Annotated in this window: 13 protein-coding genes; 6 read left to right on the top strand and 7 right to left on the bottom strand. The window is 42.4% G+C overall.

What is annotated here, in order from left to right; translation table 11 throughout:
• Positions 1–103 precede the first annotated feature (103 nt).
• Positions 104–2,182: a heavy metal translocating P-type ATPase gene (locus LFUMFP_RS03145; protein WP_106483043.1), complete on the top strand. Its 2,079-nt coding sequence runs from the start codon at positions 104–106 to the stop codon at positions 2,180–2,182.
• 151 nt (positions 2,183–2,333) lie between these two features.
• The gene (gene pepV, locus LFUMFP_RS03140) at positions 2,334–3,737 is read left to right on the top strand and encodes a dipeptidase PepV (protein ID WP_056950250.1); all 1,404 of its coding nucleotides are present in this window, start codon (positions 2,334–2,336) and stop codon (positions 3,735–3,737) included.
• A 199-nt stretch (positions 3,738–3,936) separates the two neighbouring features.
• Here pepV and LFUMFP_RS03135 read toward each other — a convergent pair whose 3' ends face one another.
• Both LFUMFP_RS03135 and LFUMFP_RS03130 read right to left on the bottom strand, forming a co-directional pair.
• Positions 3,937–5,361 carry a hypothetical protein gene (locus tag LFUMFP_RS03135; RefSeq protein ID WP_106483042.1) on the bottom strand — a complete coding sequence of 475 codons (1,425 nt, stop codon included), beginning with the start codon at positions 5,359–5,361 and terminating at the stop codon, positions 3,937–3,939.
• 167 nt (positions 5,362–5,528) lie between these two features.
• Entirely contained in the window at positions 5,529–5,966 is a 438-nt protein-coding gene (locus LFUMFP_RS03130) for a MerR family transcriptional regulator (protein ID WP_025083473.1), read from the bottom strand.
• Positions 5,967–6,117: 151 nt separating this feature from the next.
• On the opposite strand from LFUMFP_RS03130, the gene LFUMFP_RS03125 reads away from it, so the two are divergent.
• Together LFUMFP_RS03125 and LFUMFP_RS03120 are read left to right on the top strand one after the other, a co-directional pair.
• Complete coding sequence (locus LFUMFP_RS03125; protein ID WP_025083472.1) at positions 6,118–7,593, top strand: MDR family MFS transporter; 1,476 nt, start codon at positions 6,118–6,120, stop codon at positions 7,591–7,593.
• On the top strand, positions 7,590–8,297 hold the full coding sequence (locus LFUMFP_RS03120; RefSeq protein ID WP_025083471.1) for a DUF4811 domain-containing protein: 708 nt from the start codon (positions 7,590–7,592) through the stop codon (positions 8,295–8,297). The genes LFUMFP_RS03125 and LFUMFP_RS03120 overlap by 4 nt, the downstream gene beginning before the upstream one ends.
• Before the next feature lie 266 nt (positions 8,298–8,563).
• Here the strand turns inward: LFUMFP_RS03120 and LFUMFP_RS03115 are convergent, their stop codons facing one another.
• Entirely contained in the window at positions 8,564–10,276 is a 1,713-nt protein-coding gene (locus tag LFUMFP_RS03115) for a glycosyltransferase family 8 protein (RefSeq protein ID WP_233210616.1), read from the bottom strand.
• Positions 10,277–10,766: 490 nt separating this feature from the next.
• Positions 10,767–11,474: a glucosamine-6-phosphate deaminase gene (locus LFUMFP_RS03110; protein ID WP_025083469.1), complete on the bottom strand. Its 708-nt coding sequence runs from the start codon at positions 11,472–11,474 to the stop codon at positions 10,767–10,769.
• A 270-nt stretch (positions 11,475–11,744) separates the two neighbouring features.
• Here LFUMFP_RS03110 and LFUMFP_RS03105 point away from each other — a divergent pair, with 270 nt between their 5' ends.
• Entirely contained in the window at positions 11,745–14,336 is a 2,592-nt protein-coding gene (locus LFUMFP_RS03105; RefSeq protein WP_082603731.1) for a transglycosylase domain-containing protein, read from the top strand.
• Between the two features lie 58 nt (positions 14,337–14,394).
• Here the strand turns inward: LFUMFP_RS03105 and ccpA are convergent, their stop codons facing one another.
• Positions 14,395–15,399, bottom strand: a complete 1,005-nt coding sequence (ccpA, locus tag LFUMFP_RS03100; RefSeq protein ID WP_025083468.1) for a catabolite control protein A — start codon at positions 15,397–15,399, stop codon at positions 14,395–14,397.
• Positions 15,400–15,616: 217 nt separating this feature from the next.
• Between ccpA and LFUMFP_RS03095 the strand changes: the two genes are divergently transcribed.
• Positions 15,617–16,714 (top strand): M24 family metallopeptidase, encoded by a 1,098-nt coding sequence (locus LFUMFP_RS03095; protein WP_106483041.1) that lies wholly within the window; start codon positions 15,617–15,619, stop codon positions 16,712–16,714.
• Positions 16,715–17,107: 393 nt separating this feature from the next.
• Here LFUMFP_RS03095 and LFUMFP_RS03090 read toward each other — a convergent pair whose 3' ends face one another.
• Both LFUMFP_RS03090 and LFUMFP_RS03085 read right to left on the bottom strand, forming a co-directional pair.
• Entirely contained in the window at positions 17,108–17,593 is a 486-nt protein-coding gene (locus LFUMFP_RS03090) for a YtxH domain-containing protein (protein ID WP_106483040.1), read from the bottom strand.
• Between the two features lie 2 nt (positions 17,594–17,595).
• On the bottom strand, positions 17,596–18,033 hold the full coding sequence (locus tag LFUMFP_RS03085; RefSeq protein WP_025083465.1) for a DUF948 domain-containing protein: 438 nt from the start codon (positions 18,031–18,033) through the stop codon (positions 17,596–17,598).
• Positions 18,034–18,107: the final 74 nt, after the last annotated feature.

Genomic DNA, 18,107 nt, shown 5'->3' with positions numbered 1-18,107 from the left:
TTGGTGTTATCTTTTAGATAACGTATGAATATATGCTCATATGTCCATTTAAAACATTCATCCGAATTAACGGTTGTCTTAAACCAATAAGGAGGTTTCTATTATGAAACAAGTTCAATTAACGGGCATCGATTGCGCAGCCTGTGCCATTAAGATCGAAAGTAACGTCAAACGATTGCCTAACGTTAAAAGTTGTTCAGTCAACTTCGCCACCCAGAAATTAAATTATGAATTAACCGGTAAGCAAGCGGCAACCACTTTTGAAACCGAGCTAGCGGACTTACTCAAAAAAACGGAACCCGATGTGACGGTCCAATCGGCTAATCAACCCGAACCGACACCTCAAAAATGGTCGTTTAATACTAATTTAATCCGAATAATCGCTAGTGCACTGCTCCTTGGTCTTTCTTATCTGCCAACAGTCCACACAACTGGACAGGTTTTATTACTACTAAGTGCTTTTTTAATCATCGGCTACGATATTATCTGGAAAGCCATTTTTAATATTTTCCACGGTCAATGGTTCGATGAAAACTTTTTAATGTCAGTTGCAACCATCGGGGCCTTCGGAATTGGTCAATACGCTGAAGCGGTCGGCGTCATGCTTTTCTATCAAGTTGGTGAATATTTCCAAACGTTGGCGATTAACCATTCGCGTCAATCAATCGCTAGCCTAGTAGCCATCAAACCGGCCTTTGCCAATCAAAAAACGACCACCGGTCTGCAACGCGTCGCCCCAGAATCCGTTCAAGTTGGGGACACAATCGTGGTCAAACCCGGTGAAAAGGTGCCCTTAGACGGGATTGTCATTGATGGCACTAGCTTCGTCAATACAGCCGCGATTACCGGCGAATCAGTGCCACGCGCTTTCAAATCCGGCGACACCATCTTAAGTGGTGGCATTAATCAGTCTGGTTTACTCAGTATCGAGGTCACTAAACCTTACGCGGATTCAACCGTCGCTAAAATCTTAGATCTCGTTGAAAATGCTAGCAGTCAAAAAGCCCCTACGGAAAACTTCATCACGCGGTTTGCTAAAGTTTATACGCCAATCGTCGTCGGTTTCGCACTCCTATTAGCCATTGTGCCACCCTTATTTTTCGGCGGGGTTTTCGCTGATTGGTTATACCGCGCGCTCATCTTCCTAGTCATCTCGTGTCCTTGCGCCTTAGTGATTTCAATCCCGCTAGGTTTCTTCGCCGGGATTGGCACGGCTTCTAAAAACGGGATTCTGGTCAAAGGGAGTAACTACCTTGAAGCCTTAAACGACGTTCAAACCGTCGTCTTTGATAAAACCGGCACGTTAACAAAGGGGACGTTTACGGTCACCGCAATCCATCCGATTGGCGTGACTAGCGATCGTTTATTGCATTTAGCAGCCTTGGTCGAACAAAATTCGAACCATCCGATTGCCCAATCAATCCTGGCGGCTAATCAGGCCGCACTGACAGAATCAATCAGTGCGGTTCGCGAAATTGCCGGCCACGGTGTTCAAGGTCAACTTGACGACCAATTATTACAAGCCGGTAAAGCCAGTTGGTTAACTGAAAGTGGTTTAACACCACTTGAACCAACTGAAATTGGGACGAGTATCCACCTCGCTTACGCTGGACAATATCTAGGTTACTTAGTGATTGCCGATACACTCAAACCTGATGCCCAAACAGCGATTCAACAATTAAAAACGGCTGGCATTCGCCAAACCATTATGTTGACCGGCGACAACCAAGCTGTCGCAAGTGCAGTTAGTCAAACACTCGGCATTGATCGCGTTGAAAGTGAACTACTTCCACAAGATAAAGTCGCACTCGTAGCAGCGCTCACCGACGACCGCGCCACCAACGGCAAAATTGCCTTCGTTGGCGATGGGATTAACGACACACCCGTCTTGGCACGCGCCGATGTTGGGGTCGCAATGGGCGGTTTAGGCTCAGACGCAGCAATTGAAGCGGCCGATATCGTTTTGATGTCGGATGAACCAACTAAACTCGCCACCGCAATTTCGATTGCGCGTTTTACCCGTAAGATTGTTTGGCAAAACATTATTTTCGCACTCGCTGTTAAAGGACTCTTCCTATTATTGGGTGCCTTTGGGATTGCGACAATGTGGGAAGCTGTTTTTGCCGATGTCGGTGTCACTTTAATCGCGATTTTAAACGCCTTACGAATTATGAAAAAATAAGTAAAAAAAGCCTATTAAATTAGGCTTTTTTCATGCTTATTTTCACTTTAAAGGGCTGTCTAAATTCGGTTTGATATGCTAAGATTAGAGTAGTTTCATTTTACATTAACCAAATCTTGGTTAAAATTTAACAAAGAAAGCTGGGACTCCAATGACATTGAATTGGCAACAAGAAGCAGCTAAGTACAAAGATCAAATGCTAGCTGACCTAACTACTTTATTAAAGATTGATAGTGCACGCGACGTTGAACACAAAACTGACGACGCACCACTAGGCCCTGGACCACGTGATGCCTTGCTACAAATGCTTGCAATCGCAGATCGTGATGGTTTCACCACTAAGAATATTGAAAATGTTGCTGGCCGTATTGAAGCTGGTCATGGCGACGAAATCTTCGGTATTTTAGGTCACATGGATGTCGTACCTGCCGGTGAAGGCTGGGAAACAAACCCATTTGAACCCGTGATTAAAGATGGCAAAATTTACGCCCGCGGTTCTTCAGATGACAAAGGCCCTTCAATTGCAGCTTACTATGCGCTTAAATTATTAAAAGACAACAATATCGAATTAAATAAAACCGTCCATTTCATTATTGGGACTGATGAAGAAAGCGAATGGGTTGGTATCAACCGTTATCTAGAAGTTGAACCAAAACCTGATTTCGCAATTTCACCAGACGCTAACTTCCCAATCATCAATGGTGAAAAAGGAATTGTGTCATACGTTGCAACGTTCAAACCAGTCGATGGTGCTGATGGTGATATCACACTAATCAGCTTCAAATCTGGCCTACGCGCTAACATGGTGCCTCAAACAGCTCAAGCAGTTGTTGCTGGGACATTACCTGCTGATTTCGAAGCACAATTTAACGCTTATTTGGCAGAACACAAACTCCAAGGTTCAATCACTGCTGAAGGTGCCAATACTAAGATTAACTTAATCGGTAAAGGCTCACACGCCCAAGAACCAAAGGCTGGCGTGAATGCAGCTACTTATCTAGCAACTTTCTTAGCTGATTTTGCATTCGATGCACAAGGTGGCAACTATGTTGGCACAATTGCCCGTTTAATGCACAAAGATTCACGTGGTCACTTGTTGAACATCAACTACACTGATGATGTGATGGGCGATTTAACCATCTGTCCAGCAGTCTTCAACTACACACAAGATGGTGCCGCAACCGTTCTATTGAACGTTCGCTATCCAAAAGGTGTCACTGATGAAAGTACTCGCGAAACATTGGCAACAACCTTAGCTGAAATTGCTGACGTTGTGATTGACGGTCACGCGCAAGGGCCTCATTACGTTGCTGGCAACGATCCATTGGTTGCTACTTTACTTCAAGTCTTTGAAGATCAAACGGGTCTTAAAGGTCATGAACAAGTAATCGGCGGCGGCACATATGGTCGTATTCTTGAACGCGGGGTTGCCTTTGGTGCCCTTCCTGAAGAACGCGAAAACGTGATGCATCAAGCTAACGAATACATGCATATCGAAGATATCATGAACGCAATCGCCATTTATGCAGATGCAATCTACCGTTTAACACGTTAATATAACTTTAAAAAAGTAACAAGCTGTGACAGAACTCTGTTATCAATTGAGTATCAAATTGAAAAAGCTGATTATCCCGAACTATCAGGATAACCAGCTTTTTTGATTTGAACGGCAATTGATGCGTTCTGGCGCGCGTCAATGCAGTATGTTCTTTTAATATCAGGATACTATGACGGATGTAACGCCCGCTTTTTGATTACCTTAAATAGTGATCACGGACCGCGTCAATGCCCGCCACTAACTCATTAAAAGGCCGTTCAACCAATCCCGGTATTGGTTGTTGATCTGAATATAGACTATAAACCGTGGTTACCGGTCGTTTTAAGCATTGCCCAACCTGTCGCTCGATTGGTGACAATTGTGGTTTCGCAGAATCATGTTCCAGTGCTAAATCAATATTAGGGACGCCATCGACTAATATTTTCTTCCGCTTCGCACAATGGACCGTCAAACGCGTCCCCACTAATGCCGTCTTTAGTGCGGCGAAGATTGCCGATTCAAAAACAGTTGAATTCACTTGTCTTACTTCAGGGTCTCGCTGTGCAACGGCTTCAGAGAACGCACGACGACCTAACGGCTTCCCATAACGGTCTAAAAATTTAGCCGTACAAACATAATAAATTCCTCGTCTGCCAATTGGCGTCGTATTATGAAATAACGTCGTTGGCACCATCTGCAAATCGCTAAGCGTTTTAATGGGTAACACTTCAGATTGAATAAACCGATCATACCGGTACGTACTGTACATCATTGGCAGATCCGCCGGTTGATTTTCTAAATAGGCTTTTTCAAGTAAAGCAACGTCGATTTGGTGAATGAGGCCAAATAAAATGGCGCCTAAATTCTCAATGGTCACATCGAAGCAAATCAGATTGCCTTCTGCATTCTTAATTTCAAAATAATAACAATTATCATCAACTGATTCTTCCGCTTTGATTTGAGTAAGAATCGGCGCCTGAAATTCAGGTGTCGTGTAACTAAATTGATGGTCGGTAATGGCCACTGGTTCAAATGCAGTAATCGGTTCAAAACTAAGGTCCTTTTTCACCAATGAACGATCCACATAATATTTTAAAATCTCCGGTTGTTTAACCTCATAAGAATCTTTGTAACACAACCAATAAGCAGCTATCGAAAATCCGAGTTGCGAAGCTTGTTGAATCAACTTAAAAAGTCCTTCTAAAAAACGGGGACCTTCATCAATTGGGGTCAAGTCTTCAAGCGTTAACTGCCGCAACGCCTCTTGCGTAATGTCGTCTGTCCATCGACAACCGTCAATATCGTATATTTCATAACGCGCTTGTTGCGCTATAAAATCGGTCGAGCCACTGGGGATTTCGGTCGTGGCATTGATCATGGCTGTTGCCGTATAGTAATACTGAATTTGGTTAGCATATAACGCTAACTGATCAAGTCTCGCCTGCATTGGCGTAATTTCTGGTGATTGCGCCAACATTTCAGGAAATTGTTCTTTCATTTCTGCTCGGATTAATTCTGTATATTTAATCCCATTTTGTAACAATAAACGATTAAATTCACGTTCATTAAAATAATGTTGCGTACTTTCCTGGTTCATTAGTAATTGCCGAACAATTTCGCGATAATTTTTTGGAATAAACACCCGACCAGCTCCCTCTTTTTGAATGGTTCACGTTAACTTTAGTATAGAAAATAACCGTGACACCATTCGTCGTTTCAATTGTTATTTAAAAAATAACCTAAGATTAATCACCCAGTCACTGCACAACAGTCATTCTGGAATTCTAATCTTAGGTTATTTAATTGGTCTTAATGCTTGGGTGCGTCGACCAATTTAAAGGTCGACTGTCCATCTTTAACGATTGCGTACAAAATTTGCCGTTGGGTATCATCGAAATAACCCAAATTAACGGCGGTCTCCCCGTCGATTTCTTCGATTCCTTCAAAATGGTCTCGCACAACGGATTTCACCAATTCCATATTCGTCATATGTTTTTGGATTTTTTGGACCGCGACCGCCAACGTATACCCTTCATCCAAAAAATGTTTGATTAAAATCGCTTTAATCGTTGTGTGCGCATCGTATTCACGCGCCTTTTGGTTAGCCGTTTCGCGTGATTGTAAATAACCCTTTTGTTCCCAATAGCGCAATTGACGGGGCGTTACCTTCGCCATCTTGCAAACTTCGCTAATCCCAAATATCAATTGTTCGGTACTTATTAATTTGAGAAAGAAATCCTTTTGCACATCACCAGCTCCGTTCTTACTTCTAAACACATTATATGAAACTGGTTACTTTTGTCAAGTCAAATGACACTCTTGTCAACTTACTTGACAATGTTTTCTGAAAAGTCTAAACTTTAAAATCGAATCACTAAACGTAAAGGAGATTTTTATCTTGGCTAATTCGCAACCATTAGACATCCACGGTAAACCGTATAATCGGACCGTCCTAGTCTTAGTCTTATTGATTGGGACTTTCTGTACAGTTCTTAATCAAACTATTTTATCCACCGCTTTTCCCACTTTAATGAAAGCTTTCGATGTTTCGACGTCTTCCGTTCAGTGGTTAACAACCGGGTTCTTACTGGTCAACGGGATTATGATTCCAATCAGTGCTTGGTTAATCAACCGTTTCAATTCTAAAATTCTCTACATGTCAGCCATGAGTGTGTTCTTATTAGGGACCATCATCTGCTACATCGCACCAACGAGTTCATTTGCGGTCCTCTTAATCGGCCGTTTAATCCAAGCTGCTGGTGTCGGGATTTCGATGCCAATCTTGCAAACGATTATGTTAACGATTTTCCCACCCGAAAAACGGGGCACTGCCATGGGGATGTCCGGGATTGTCATCGGACTAGCACCCGCCTTAGGACCCACCCTCTCTGGTTGGATAATCGATTCTTACAACTGGCGCGTTTTATTCGGCATGATTATTCCAATCGTCATCTTGGTCTTAATCCTTGCTAGTTTCCAAATGAAGAGTGTCATCGAATTATCTAAACCTAAGATTGATATGTTATCGATTATTCTTTCGACCATCGGATTCGGAAGTTTACTCTACGGTTTCTCAGCAGTCGGCGATAAAGGTTGGGGTGATACGCTCGTCTTGGCCACTTTAGCCATCGGGGTTATCGTGATTGGCCTCTTCATTTGGCGTCAATTAACCATGACCAATCCGTTCTTGGAACTGCGGGTTTTCAAATCACCCGTCTTCACGATTGCAACCATCTTAAGTGGTGTCACTAATATGGCGATGGTCGGCGCTGAAATGGTCTTACCTTTATACATCCAAAATATCCGGGGCGAATCGGCTTTCCATTCCGGTTTAACCTTGTTAGCCGGTTCATTAATGATGGGGATTATGATGCCCATCACCGGTCGAATTTTCGATAAATACGGGGCTAAACGTTTAGCCATGACCGGGATGTTCCTGTTAATGACCGCAACTGCACCGTTCATCTTCTTAACCGCCCAAACACCAATCATCTACATCGTCGTTTTATACGCCGTCCGGATGTTCGGGATTTCAATGGTCATGATGCCGGTTACGACTTCTGGGATGAATGCTTTACCAATGAACTTAATCAGTCACGGAACCGCCGTCAACAATACGTTCCGTCAAGTCGCAAGCTCAATTGGGACTGCCGTTTTAATCAGTGTGCTTTCAAGTGTGACGAAGAATAATGTGCCATCAAATCACATGCTTAAAACATTACCATTGGCGTTCCGCGATAAAGCGATTGATGCCACACTTTCAGGTTACCACGCGGCGTTCATCGTTGCCGTAATTTTCTGTGTGATTGGCTTCATCATCACGTTCTTCTTAACGTCTAAAAAATCAACTATTCAAGGGGGGACTCAAGCATGATTATCATCACCTTAATTCTTTGTACCCTCGGCTTATTCCTGGCTTCCGTCTTTAGTAACGGCCTTTCCCGCGGGGTTTTAATGACCGTCTTCGGTTTAGGGTTCATCGCTTCAATCTTTTTCATCGTGCAAAACGACTATAATCATTTCGGCATGAAAACCGTCACCGAAACGAAAACAACGTCACTAGTCTCCACCGCCGACAGCCAAGGTCCTTCAATGCTCCTCTACCATCCACTTGGTAACGGCACTGAAAAAGTCTATCTTTATCGGACTGACATTCACCAAAGCAAACCGAAAACAACGCAGACGACTAAAACCACCAATACGGTCAAAGTGGTCAGAACCAGTCCTAAATTAGTCACAACAACGAAATACAGGGTCTACAAAAACGGACAAGCAAAATTCTGGTTTGGTTTAGCTGGTAATGATCATCAATTCGTCAGCCGGCACAATCAATTCGACATTGGCCAAAACTGGTTAACACTCAGTGATGTTCAAGCTAAAAAGTTAGCTAAAACACTTAAGAACCAACAAGCAAGTCTCAAAACAGCAGCGACCGCCTATGCTCAAAAAGCGGTGCTGGCTGCTATGCAACAAACACCAACGATGACGACTGCGCAACAACAAGCGGTTGCTAAAAAAGCCGCCCAACAATATCAACGACAAGTGATTGCCAAAGCAGTCGCAACATTAAAGCAGTAAGTGCATTGAGTTGCGGGTAGCAACTTCCGTTCAAATTCAAAAAATCGTCTATCCTCTGGTTTCGGGATAGGCGATTTTTTAACTTGATACTCAATTGATAACGTGCTTCCCGGCCAACTTGAGTAGCACTCAAATCATAACGTGCGTCTCAAGTAGCCTTTTCCGGTTAACTACAAAATCACCAATTATCTTAAGTTCAAGATAACTGGTGATTTTTTGTTAATGCTCAATTGCTAACCGCAACTCAACACACTCAGCTTTTTTCGTTATTCACCTTGATTTTCACGGTCGCGCATTGCGCGATACCGCGGATAATTTTGTTGTTGCCATAACTGTTGCGTATAACGATACGCCGGTGCAAACGGATGATTCGACTGACCTTGCCACGGTTTAGCATGACCACAAAAATGAATCAACCCCGGTGATTGACGCGCTTCAATGTAGGCTTTAGCGCCCGCCACTTCAGGATGCGGCACTTCATTAAGCATCATATAGGTCTGGGCATTCCATTTCGGATGTAACGCCAACCAGCGATCATGTAACACGGCATTTAACGCGTCTTGATCGTGAAAACGTAATTTCTCAGGATTTTGATTAATATAATCAACCACCTGTTGGCTAATATTAGCCGCCCGCCACTTCGCTAAATCAATCAATAACATTCCGGAATTAAAATACCGATCACTTTGATAATCGACTTGCATCTGTGCCAAGCGATTATGGAAACCGGCATCCTCGACGGCCGCCAAATAATGGTCGCCTAATGCCGTTTGCCATAACGCACCTAAATCCGTCTGGCATAAGAAGTCACAGTCCAGATACAAAATCCGGTCAATGGCCGGATCAGTGATGATTGTCGGAATTAAGATTCGATAATAAGCCGTTTTCGTAATCCGCGCACTTTCAACGGCTTGTGCCAATAATTGTTCATCAACTTGGACAAACGTCACCGGCACTTGATAGCGCCGCGCGACTCGTTCTAAGAGTTGTCGATCAACCATCGTCAAATGATCTTCCATCACATAGAATTGGTATTGGTGACGACCAGTATTGTGGGTCATAATCGAACACCACAGGGTTGCTAGATGGGGTACAAATTCTGAATTAGTCGCTGAAATCACTCGGATTGTTGGATTCATTTGAATTTTTGGCTGACCATCATCTTGATTTAATACCGCTAAATAACGACTGGTATAGGGATGACCTTTAAGCGTGTTCCACGGTTTATCGTGTCCGGTAAAATGGACAATCGCCGGTTGCTGAATGGCCGCTTGATACCACTGCGCATACTGTTGATTAATCGGTTGATGGCGTTGAAATATTAACGATGTTTGGACGTTCCATCGGGGTTCAAGCATCTCGGTACTGCTGGCTAAAATCGCATTCAAGGCGTCTTGATCATGGTAGACAATCCGTTCTGGAAATTGATTAATGTAATCTAACGTCCGCTCACTGACTTGTGCGTCCTCCCACCGATCAATATCAATCACCATCACGCCAGAATTAAAATACAGTGCCTGCCGCGCTTCAGTTTTAGAATACCCGAGTCTTTCCAACGTTAAAGCCTGTCCTGGATCAATCACCGCACCGATAATGTTGCGGTGCAGCGAACTTAGCGCTAATGGGGTCACATCGGTTTGAATAAACGTATCCGCATCTAGGTATAATACCCGGTGCCAACCCTGTTTTGCTAGAATCTTAGGGGCGACAATCCGGTAATAGGCCGTTTGATTAATATGATCACTTTCGGGGCAATTGACAAATAATTCGGCATCTACGTTGATAAACGTCAATTGGTGGCCTGCGTTTTCGACTAAAGATTGCAATTGTTGTTTAGCAACTGGTGTCAAATGATCATCAATAATGTAAAAAGCGATCTGAGTGTCCGGCGCAATCGTTGTGATTGTTGAAATCAGCATGACTCTTAAAAAAGGTACATATTCTTGATTAGCTGCTGATAAGATGGCAATTTTTGGCAATTGAATCCCCTCCTTTAATCAATATCAAAATCCGTTGTACTATCTTCAGTGTACAAAATTGCTAAAAGCAGCGACAAGTTTATTGCCTAACCTAAAATAACCGATAATCTTAAACGTGCTTCTCAAGTAGCCTTTTCCGGTTAACTACAAAACAGGCATCATGAGCAAAAAAGCGCTCATAATGCCTGTTTTTAGGTTAATCCTCAAAGCCTAACCAACTTGAGTTAGCACTCTAGTCAAAACGTGTTCTTCTTCATAGCCTCTTGTGCTTAGCTACGTTTCGCAAACAAAGTCCATAATCCGGACTTTATTCACGGAACTAGGCTAATGCTCAGAGGCTGACCATGAAGAATCACACTCTGATCAAAACGTGCTTCCAAGCCAACTTCTTCCGTCTAGCTACAAATAAAAACGGGTATGACTAAAGTACCAGTCATACCCGTTTCTATTTTAGGCTATACTCAGAAGTTAACCGGCTTGGTCAGCACTCTTATTTGCTTAATAAGCTTGCTGCTGCTTCGTCTACGATGATTGTAACGTCATCGTGTAATTGAAGTGCACTTGCTGGTACGTCTGTTGTTTGTGGGCCTTCAACTGTGCCTTTGATGGCTTCAGCTTTAGATTCGCCGTAAGCGAATAGGACAATTTTCTTAGCTTTTAAGATTGAGCCAATGCCCATTGAGATTGCTTTAGTCGGTACGTCAGCTTCGTTTTCGAAGAAACGTGCGTTAGCTTTAATCGTTGATTCTGTTAATTGAACTTCTTGTGTGTTGCTATCAAATGATGAGCCGGGTTCGTTAAAACCGATATGCCCATTTTGACCAATCCCCAAAATTTGGATATCAACTGGGTTATCAGCAATCACTTGATCATAACGTTTTAGTTCGGCAGGAATATCACTTGCAAGACCATTGGGTACGTATGATTTAGCAAATGGTTTCTTATTAAATAAGTTTTCTTTCATGAAATAATGATAACTTTGATCATTTTCAGCTGGCAAGCCAACATATTCATCTAAGTTAACTGACGTACATTCTGTGAAATCTAAATCGCTAGCAACCACTTTTTGGTAAAAAGCAATTGGTGAACTCCCTGTTGCTAAACCGAAAACTTTGGCATCGTTAGCCAAACCTTCTTTAAAAATTTCAAAGCCTTTTTGAGCGCCTTCAACTTGATCTTTTACTTTAATAATTTTCATCATTATATTCTCCCTTTGTCCAGAATTCAAAGAACCATTGGTATAGTCCAATTATAAACGCCCCTATTTTAAAATGCAAGCTTTTTTACACTAAAAAGCGGCGGATAAATTGGTATACCTGGGAGTTAGCGTTTTCTCAATCATCCCCGATTTTTGGCAACTGATGGCCAGCCAAATTTTTCATTTATCTTACAAATTGAAAATCGGGTATGATAATGTGATGAACTATTATATAATATTGGACAGTATGAGAAAAAGGTGGCGTATTATTTGAAAGAGCCAAAGCAGCGTTCTGACCAATGGCAGCAACGAGCACGCAAGTTTCTCGAAGCAAGCCGTACTAAAGTCAATCACTTCAGCCAGAAGGCTAAAGCTAAATTACAGCGAATTTTTCATGTACCGTCTAACCCAAGCCGCAGTCAACAAACTAAAGCGCAAAAAAAGGACTACATTCAATCACTTAGCCAATCCAGTTGGTTATTTAAGATTAATGTCGGTCTGGCGGCCATTAAAAGTATCATCCTTTATGGAATCTCAATCGGTTTAATTCTGTTTGCCTTAGTGGCCGGGATTGGTTCTGGTTACTTCGCAGCATTGATGAAATCTGAAACGATTCCCAGTTATCAAGTCTTGAAACAACAACTCGATAACACGGATCAGGCGGCCGGTCTATATTTCGATCAAAACGTTAAATTTGGGTCGATTAAAACCGATTTAGTCCGGACACCCGTTAAAATTGATCAGATGTCCCCTTATTTAACCGATGCGATTGTTGCAACCGAAGATGAGGACTTCTATCAACATTCCGGAGTTGTGCCTAAAGCGCTCTTACGTGCGGTCATTTCCGAAGTCACTGGTTTTGGTTCACAAACCGGTGGGTCGACACTAACCCAACAATTGATTAAGATGCAAGTCTTAACCTCACAGGTGACTTTCAAACGAAAAGCAACCGAAGTCCTCCTTGCGTTACGCGTGGACAAATATTTCACTAAAAAAGAAATTTTACAAGACTATTTAAACGTCGCCACTTTAGGCCGCAACAATAAAGGCCAAAACATTGCTGGGGTTCAAGAGGCAGCCTTAGGCTTATTCGGTAAAAATGCTAAAGACTTATCGTTAGCAGAAGCAGCCTTTATCGCCGGCTTACCCCAAAGTCCTTCAGTTTACACCCCTTACGATCAAGATGGCACTTTAAAAGATCCTGAATATTTAAAGTACGGACTAGACCGGAAAGACACTGTTTTATTCCGGATGTATCGTGATCACCGAATTACCAACGCCGAATACAAAGCCGCTAAAAAAGTGGATTTGACCTCGGAGTTTCAAGCAAAAACGGAACCCGAATCAACTTCGAAGCGTTACGGCTACGTCTATAATTTACTTGAATCACAAGCCACTGATATTATGACGAAACAATTAGCCAAAGAAGCTAATATTTCAACGCAGAAACTGAACAGTGACAATACGTTATACCAACAATATCAAACACAAGCAACGGAACTATTAAGCACGAAGGGTTATCAAATCCATAGTACAATCAACAAAGATATTTACGATTCAATGCAAAATATTGTTAAAGAACAAAGTAGCACTTTTGGTTACACCTATACCGACACCGAAACCGACGCCGTGACTGGTTTACAACAACAAGTCTCCTCCCCCGTTCAAAATGGGAGTGTCTTGTTAGACAACCAAACTGGTAAGATCATCTCATTTGTCGGTGGTCGTGATTTCTCATTGAAACAAACCAATTACATGTTAACGAAGCGCTCCCCCGGATCAACCATCAAACCATTATTGGTTTATGGTCCCGCAATTGATCAAAAATTGATTGGTTCTAAAACCATGCTTGCCGATTTTAAAACCAACTTTAAAACTTACGCGCCGACCGATTACGGTGGCACGATTCAGAACAAATTCATCCCAGCTGACACGGCATTAGCCCAATCGCTCAATATTCCGACCGTTAACTTGTACAATGAACTTCGTAAAACAAGTGATCCATCTAAATATATGAGCAAGATGGGGCTCAACCTGCCCGCCACCGACTATAACCAACTCGGCCTTGCCCTTGGTGGGACGAGTGACGGGGTCAGCGTCTTAGACCAAGCCAGCGCCTTTTCAACGTTTGCTGACCAAGGTCAACACGTTGATGCTTACGTCATTGATAAAATTACCGATCCCGCTGGTAACGTTGTTTATCAACATAAGTCTCAGAAAACAAAAGTCTTTTCAAAGGCGACTTCCTATATTATGAACCAAATGTTATCCGGCGTATTGACTGACGGGACGGCCTCAACGTTGTCTGATCAGCTCTACTTCAACACGAATAACCTGGTTGGTAAAACCGGGACTTCTAATGATAACCGTGATATCTGGTTCATCGGGAGCACCCCCGGAATTACCCTCGCTTCTTGGATGGGCTACGACAGTACTGGTCGGAATTTAACCGATAGTGCCAGCAGTATCAACGAACAATATTGGGCTAAATTAGCCAATAGCGTTTATCAACTCGATCCAGATTCAATGAAGCTCGAAGCTGACCGGACAAAACCTAGCACAGTGATTTCAAGTAAGGTGCTTAAACTCACCGGGCAATTACCTGGCTCAGTTTCACTCAATGGTAATACCAAAGCGCTAGATGGCACCACGACAACTTCGCTTTATAATAATTGGACACCACCGGCTACAACGTATGAGTTCGGGATTGGTGGTTCAACTAAGAATTACGAAACGTTCTGGAATCATTATTTAGGCTATAACAACGGCTACGGTTCAATTACTTATAGTACAGCGGATGAACTCGATCCAACGGCGGATAATAAGACAACCACTAGCACGAACAATTCAACTTCCGATTAATCAAAAAAGAGCCTCCTCACAACTAATCTTGGTTGTGAGGAGGCTCTTTTTAAGTCGCTTAATGTTTCGTTGATTGACGATCGACAATGCTGTATGGCAATAGAATCGTCTTATCAGTAATTTCTTCTTTGTTCATCATCTTTGTTAGAAGACGCATCGCTACGGCCCCCATATCGTACAAGGGTTGTGAAATTGACGTCATTTGGGGACGGAGCATTTCAGTTAATTTCGTATTGTTACTTGTAATTAATTCGAAATCAGCTGGGATTTGGACACCCGCATCAACAGCACCGTCAAGCACACCAACGGCTAATTCGTCATCACTAACGACCGCCGCAGTTGCGCCAGCAGCTTGCACTTTAGCAAATAATGCTTCGCCAGCATTGTAGCTGTATTCCGTTTCGAAGATTAAACTTTCGTCATAGGCAATCCCAGCTTCGTTCAAGGCTTCTTTATAGCCGTGTAAACGATATTTACTATTGATTGGGAATTGGAGGTTACCACAAATGAAGGCGACCTTCTTGTTGCCATTATTGATTAATTTCAACGTTGCATCCTTAACAGCATCAACGTAATCAATATTCACACTACCAACTTGTTCGTCTGGATCGATTGAACCAGCAAGCACGATTGGTGTTTTAGAACGTGAGAATTCAGCCCGGATTTCATCCGAAATACTGTGGCCCATGTAAATTAAACCGTCGACTTGTTTCGCCAATAGCGTATTTAACACTTGTACTTCTTTTTGGTTGTTTTCGTCTGAGTTCGCTAGAATGATGTTGTATTTGTACATTGTTGCGACATCGTCAATCCCACGCGCAAGGGATGCAAAATAAATATCACTAACGTCGGGAATGATGACCCCAACTGTCGTTGTTTTCTTACTTGCTAAGCCCCGGGCAACGGCATTTGGTCGGTAATCTAAACGATCGATGACCTCTAGCACTTTTTTACGTGTTGCTGGCTTCACATTCGGATTGCCATTGACAACTCGAGAGACGGTTGCCATTGAAACGTCGGCTTCACGAGCGACGTCGTAGATTGTAATTGTTTGTTTTTCCATGATAAATGATTCCTTTCATTTGATGAAATTAAAAAATATAATATATTGATTGTTTTCATTATTCTTCTTGATTAACTTAACAAAGTTTTAAAGCAAATGCAAGCGGTTAACAACTTTTTTCATGAAATTTACATTTTTGTTTTCATTTGGAGTTTACATTAACGTTTACATTAACTGTGATATACTAAAATTATCAAATGTAAAGGAAGTGCTTTAGATGAACAATCAATTAGCTCAATTACAAAATTGGGTTGTCGAACAGAACTTAGATGTGGCTTACATCAGTAATCCGACCGACATCCTCTATTTCACAGGTTTTGAAAGCGACCCCGCCGAACGTGTTTTAGCGTTATTCGTATTCGCTGACAAAGACCCATTCCTATTTACACCACAACTTGAAGTTGAATCCGCTAAAAAAGCGGGTTGGAAGATGGACGTCTACGGTTATCTCGACCATGAAGACCCATACGCCATCATTGCCGACCAAATTAAAAAACGCGTGGCTAATCCCACTCGTTGGGCCCTTGAAAAAGCTGACCTACCCGTTCAACGTTATGAAGCAATCTTAGGCCAATTCCCAGATGCAACCTTCCCTGGCAATGCCTCACGCTTCTTAGAAAACTTAAAATTAATCAAAACACCTGAAGAAATTGCTTTAATGGAAGCAGCCGGCCGTGAAGCCGATTATGCTTTTGAAGTCGGCTTTAACGCCTTAAAAGCTGGTAGAACGGAACAAGACATTGTTGCTGAAATCGAATATGCGATGATGCGTAAAGGTGTTATGCACATGAGTTTTGATACCATCGTTCAATCAGGCATTAACGCAGCTAACCCACATGGTGGCCCTGAAGCCAACATCTTAACCCCTGACGCCCTCGTCTTATTCGATCTTGGGACATTGCATAAAGGTTACATGAGTGACGCTTCTCGGACTGTCGCTTTTGGCAAACCAGATGCAAAATCATTGGAAATCCATAAGGTTTGTCTTGAAGCCAACTTAACCGCCCAAGCAGCGATTAAACCCGGCGTCACAGCAGCTCAATTGGATAAAATTGCCCGTGACGTGATTGCCAAAGCCGGCTACGGCGAATACTTCATTCACCGTTTAGGCCACGGGATTGGGACTTCAGAACACGAATTCCCATCAATCATGGAAGGCAACGACATGTTGATCAAACCTGGCATGTGCTTCTCAGTTGAACCTGGTATCTACATCCCAGGCGTCGCTGGCGTCCGGATTGAAGACTGCATCCACGTCACAGAAACAGGCTCAGAATCGTTCACCCACATGACAAAAGAACTACAAACATTCTAAGAGTGCTGACTTGAGCGCTTAGACTTTGAGCATAACCTAAAAATATCCCGGATGGTTGCTTTTTAACCATCTGGGATATTTTGTGGTTAGGCGGAAAGGTCTGCTCAAGAAGCACGTTTAAATTAAGAGTGCTTTTGGTTGCGGGAGCAACTGAGCATTAATTATAAATAACCGGTAATCTTGCACTTTAAGATTATCGGTTATTTTAGATTAAGCGGAAGTTGTTGCAAACAAAAGCACGTTTTGACTAGAGTGCTTGGGCCTCACGGTAGGTTCTGAGCATTAGCCTAAAATAGCGAATTATGACTGATTTTTAGTCATGATTCGCTATTTTTTAGGCTAGACAGCAAAAAAAGCCTAATCAAAATTTGATTAGGCTTTTTAACATATCGCTTATTTATCTGTTGGTTCAACTGTTTCGGTTGGTTCAGCCGGTTGAGTTGCTTCTTCTGCCACGGTTTCAGCAGTTTCCACTAAATCATCTTTGGCTTGACCAAAAGCACTCTTACCGTCGATTACGATATCATCAAAATCATCTTTAGTTGGGTCTAAGCTACTACCAAATTGTGATTTTAAATCAGCCGTTTTTTCATCGAAATGCGCTTTGGCTTGTTCTTTAATGTCGATGGCATTATCTTGCCAGTCATTTGCATAGTCTTGCGCGCGATTAACGTGAACCTTGGCCCCGTTTTTTAAATCTTCGGCAGTCTCGCTCATTAAATAATAGTAATCTTGGGCACGGTCGGCTAAGTCGTCACCTAAATCGGCTAACTTAGCTTGTAATTCCTTGCCAGTCTTGGGCGTTAACAATAATGTTGCACCAATGGCTGCTGCGCCACCTACTAAAACACCTAATAGAAAATGTCCTTTTTTTGCCATAATTATGACTCCTTATCCGTTGTTTGTTTTTTATTTTGATAAAACTTTAACGCGCTCGCACTAATTTTAGAAGCCATTGTTGCTTTAGCAGCGGTCTTGCCCACGCTAGAGACCTTCGTGGTTAAATTCCGACTAGCCGCGTTTAAATCTGCGACACTTTCACCTAAATCACCGGCCGCCTTAAAAACAGGATCTAAGTTGGCTACTTTACCATTCACATCATCTAACAATACATTGGCTTTGTTTAATAAGCCTTCAACTTCTTTTGCTAATATATCCACGTCTTCAGTAATCACTGTGACACTTTTATTGGCTTCTGCCACAGTTTGCGTTACCTGCGTCAGGACCTTTGTGATTTTTAATAACATCACAATGAGAAAAACAACTAAAACTGCAAAAGCCCCTGCTGCGATTAACGCAGCAATTTGACCACCCGTCATTGATTTGTTCCTCCTATTTTTGTCATCTATTATCTCGGTTCTCAATCTATAGAATAGCATTAATTAAAACAACC

The organism is Latilactobacillus fuchuensis, assembly GCF_900258455.1.
Classification (GTDB): Bacteria; Bacillota; Bacilli; order Lactobacillales; family Lactobacillaceae; genus Latilactobacillus; species Latilactobacillus fuchuensis.
Note: the sequence above shows the minus strand (reverse complement) of the source record. Positions and strands in the feature narration are given on the sequence as shown.

Bases quoted from the DNA above. Each gene is read 5' to 3' on its own strand.
- LFUMFP_RS03145 (WP_106483043.1), top strand. From the start codon at position 104: ATGAAACAAGTTCAATTAACGGGCATCGATTGCGCAGCCTGTGCCATT.
- pepV (WP_056950250.1), top strand. From the start codon at position 2,334: ATGACATTGAATTGGCAACAAGAAGCAGCTAAGTACAAAGATCAAATG.
- LFUMFP_RS03120 (WP_025083471.1), top strand. From the start codon at position 7,590: ATGATTATCATCACCTTAATTCTTTGTACCCTCGGCTTATTCCTGGCT.
- LFUMFP_RS03110 (WP_025083469.1), bottom strand. From the start codon at position 11,474: ATGAAAATTATTAAAGTAAAAGATCAAGTTGAAGGCGCTCAAAAAGGC.
- ccpA (WP_025083468.1), bottom strand. From the start codon at position 15,399: ATGGAAAAACAAACAATTACAATCTACGACGTCGCTCGTGAAGCCGAC.
- LFUMFP_RS03095 (WP_106483041.1), top strand. From the start codon at position 15,617: ATGAACAATCAATTAGCTCAATTACAAAATTGGGTTGTCGAACAGAAC.
- LFUMFP_RS03090 (WP_106483040.1), bottom strand. From the start codon at position 17,593: ATGGCAAAAAAAGGACATTTTCTATTAGGTGTTTTAGTAGGTGGCGCA.
- LFUMFP_RS03085 (WP_025083465.1), bottom strand. From the start codon at position 18,033: ATGACGGGTGGTCAAATTGCTGCGTTAATCGCAGCAGGGGCTTTTGCA.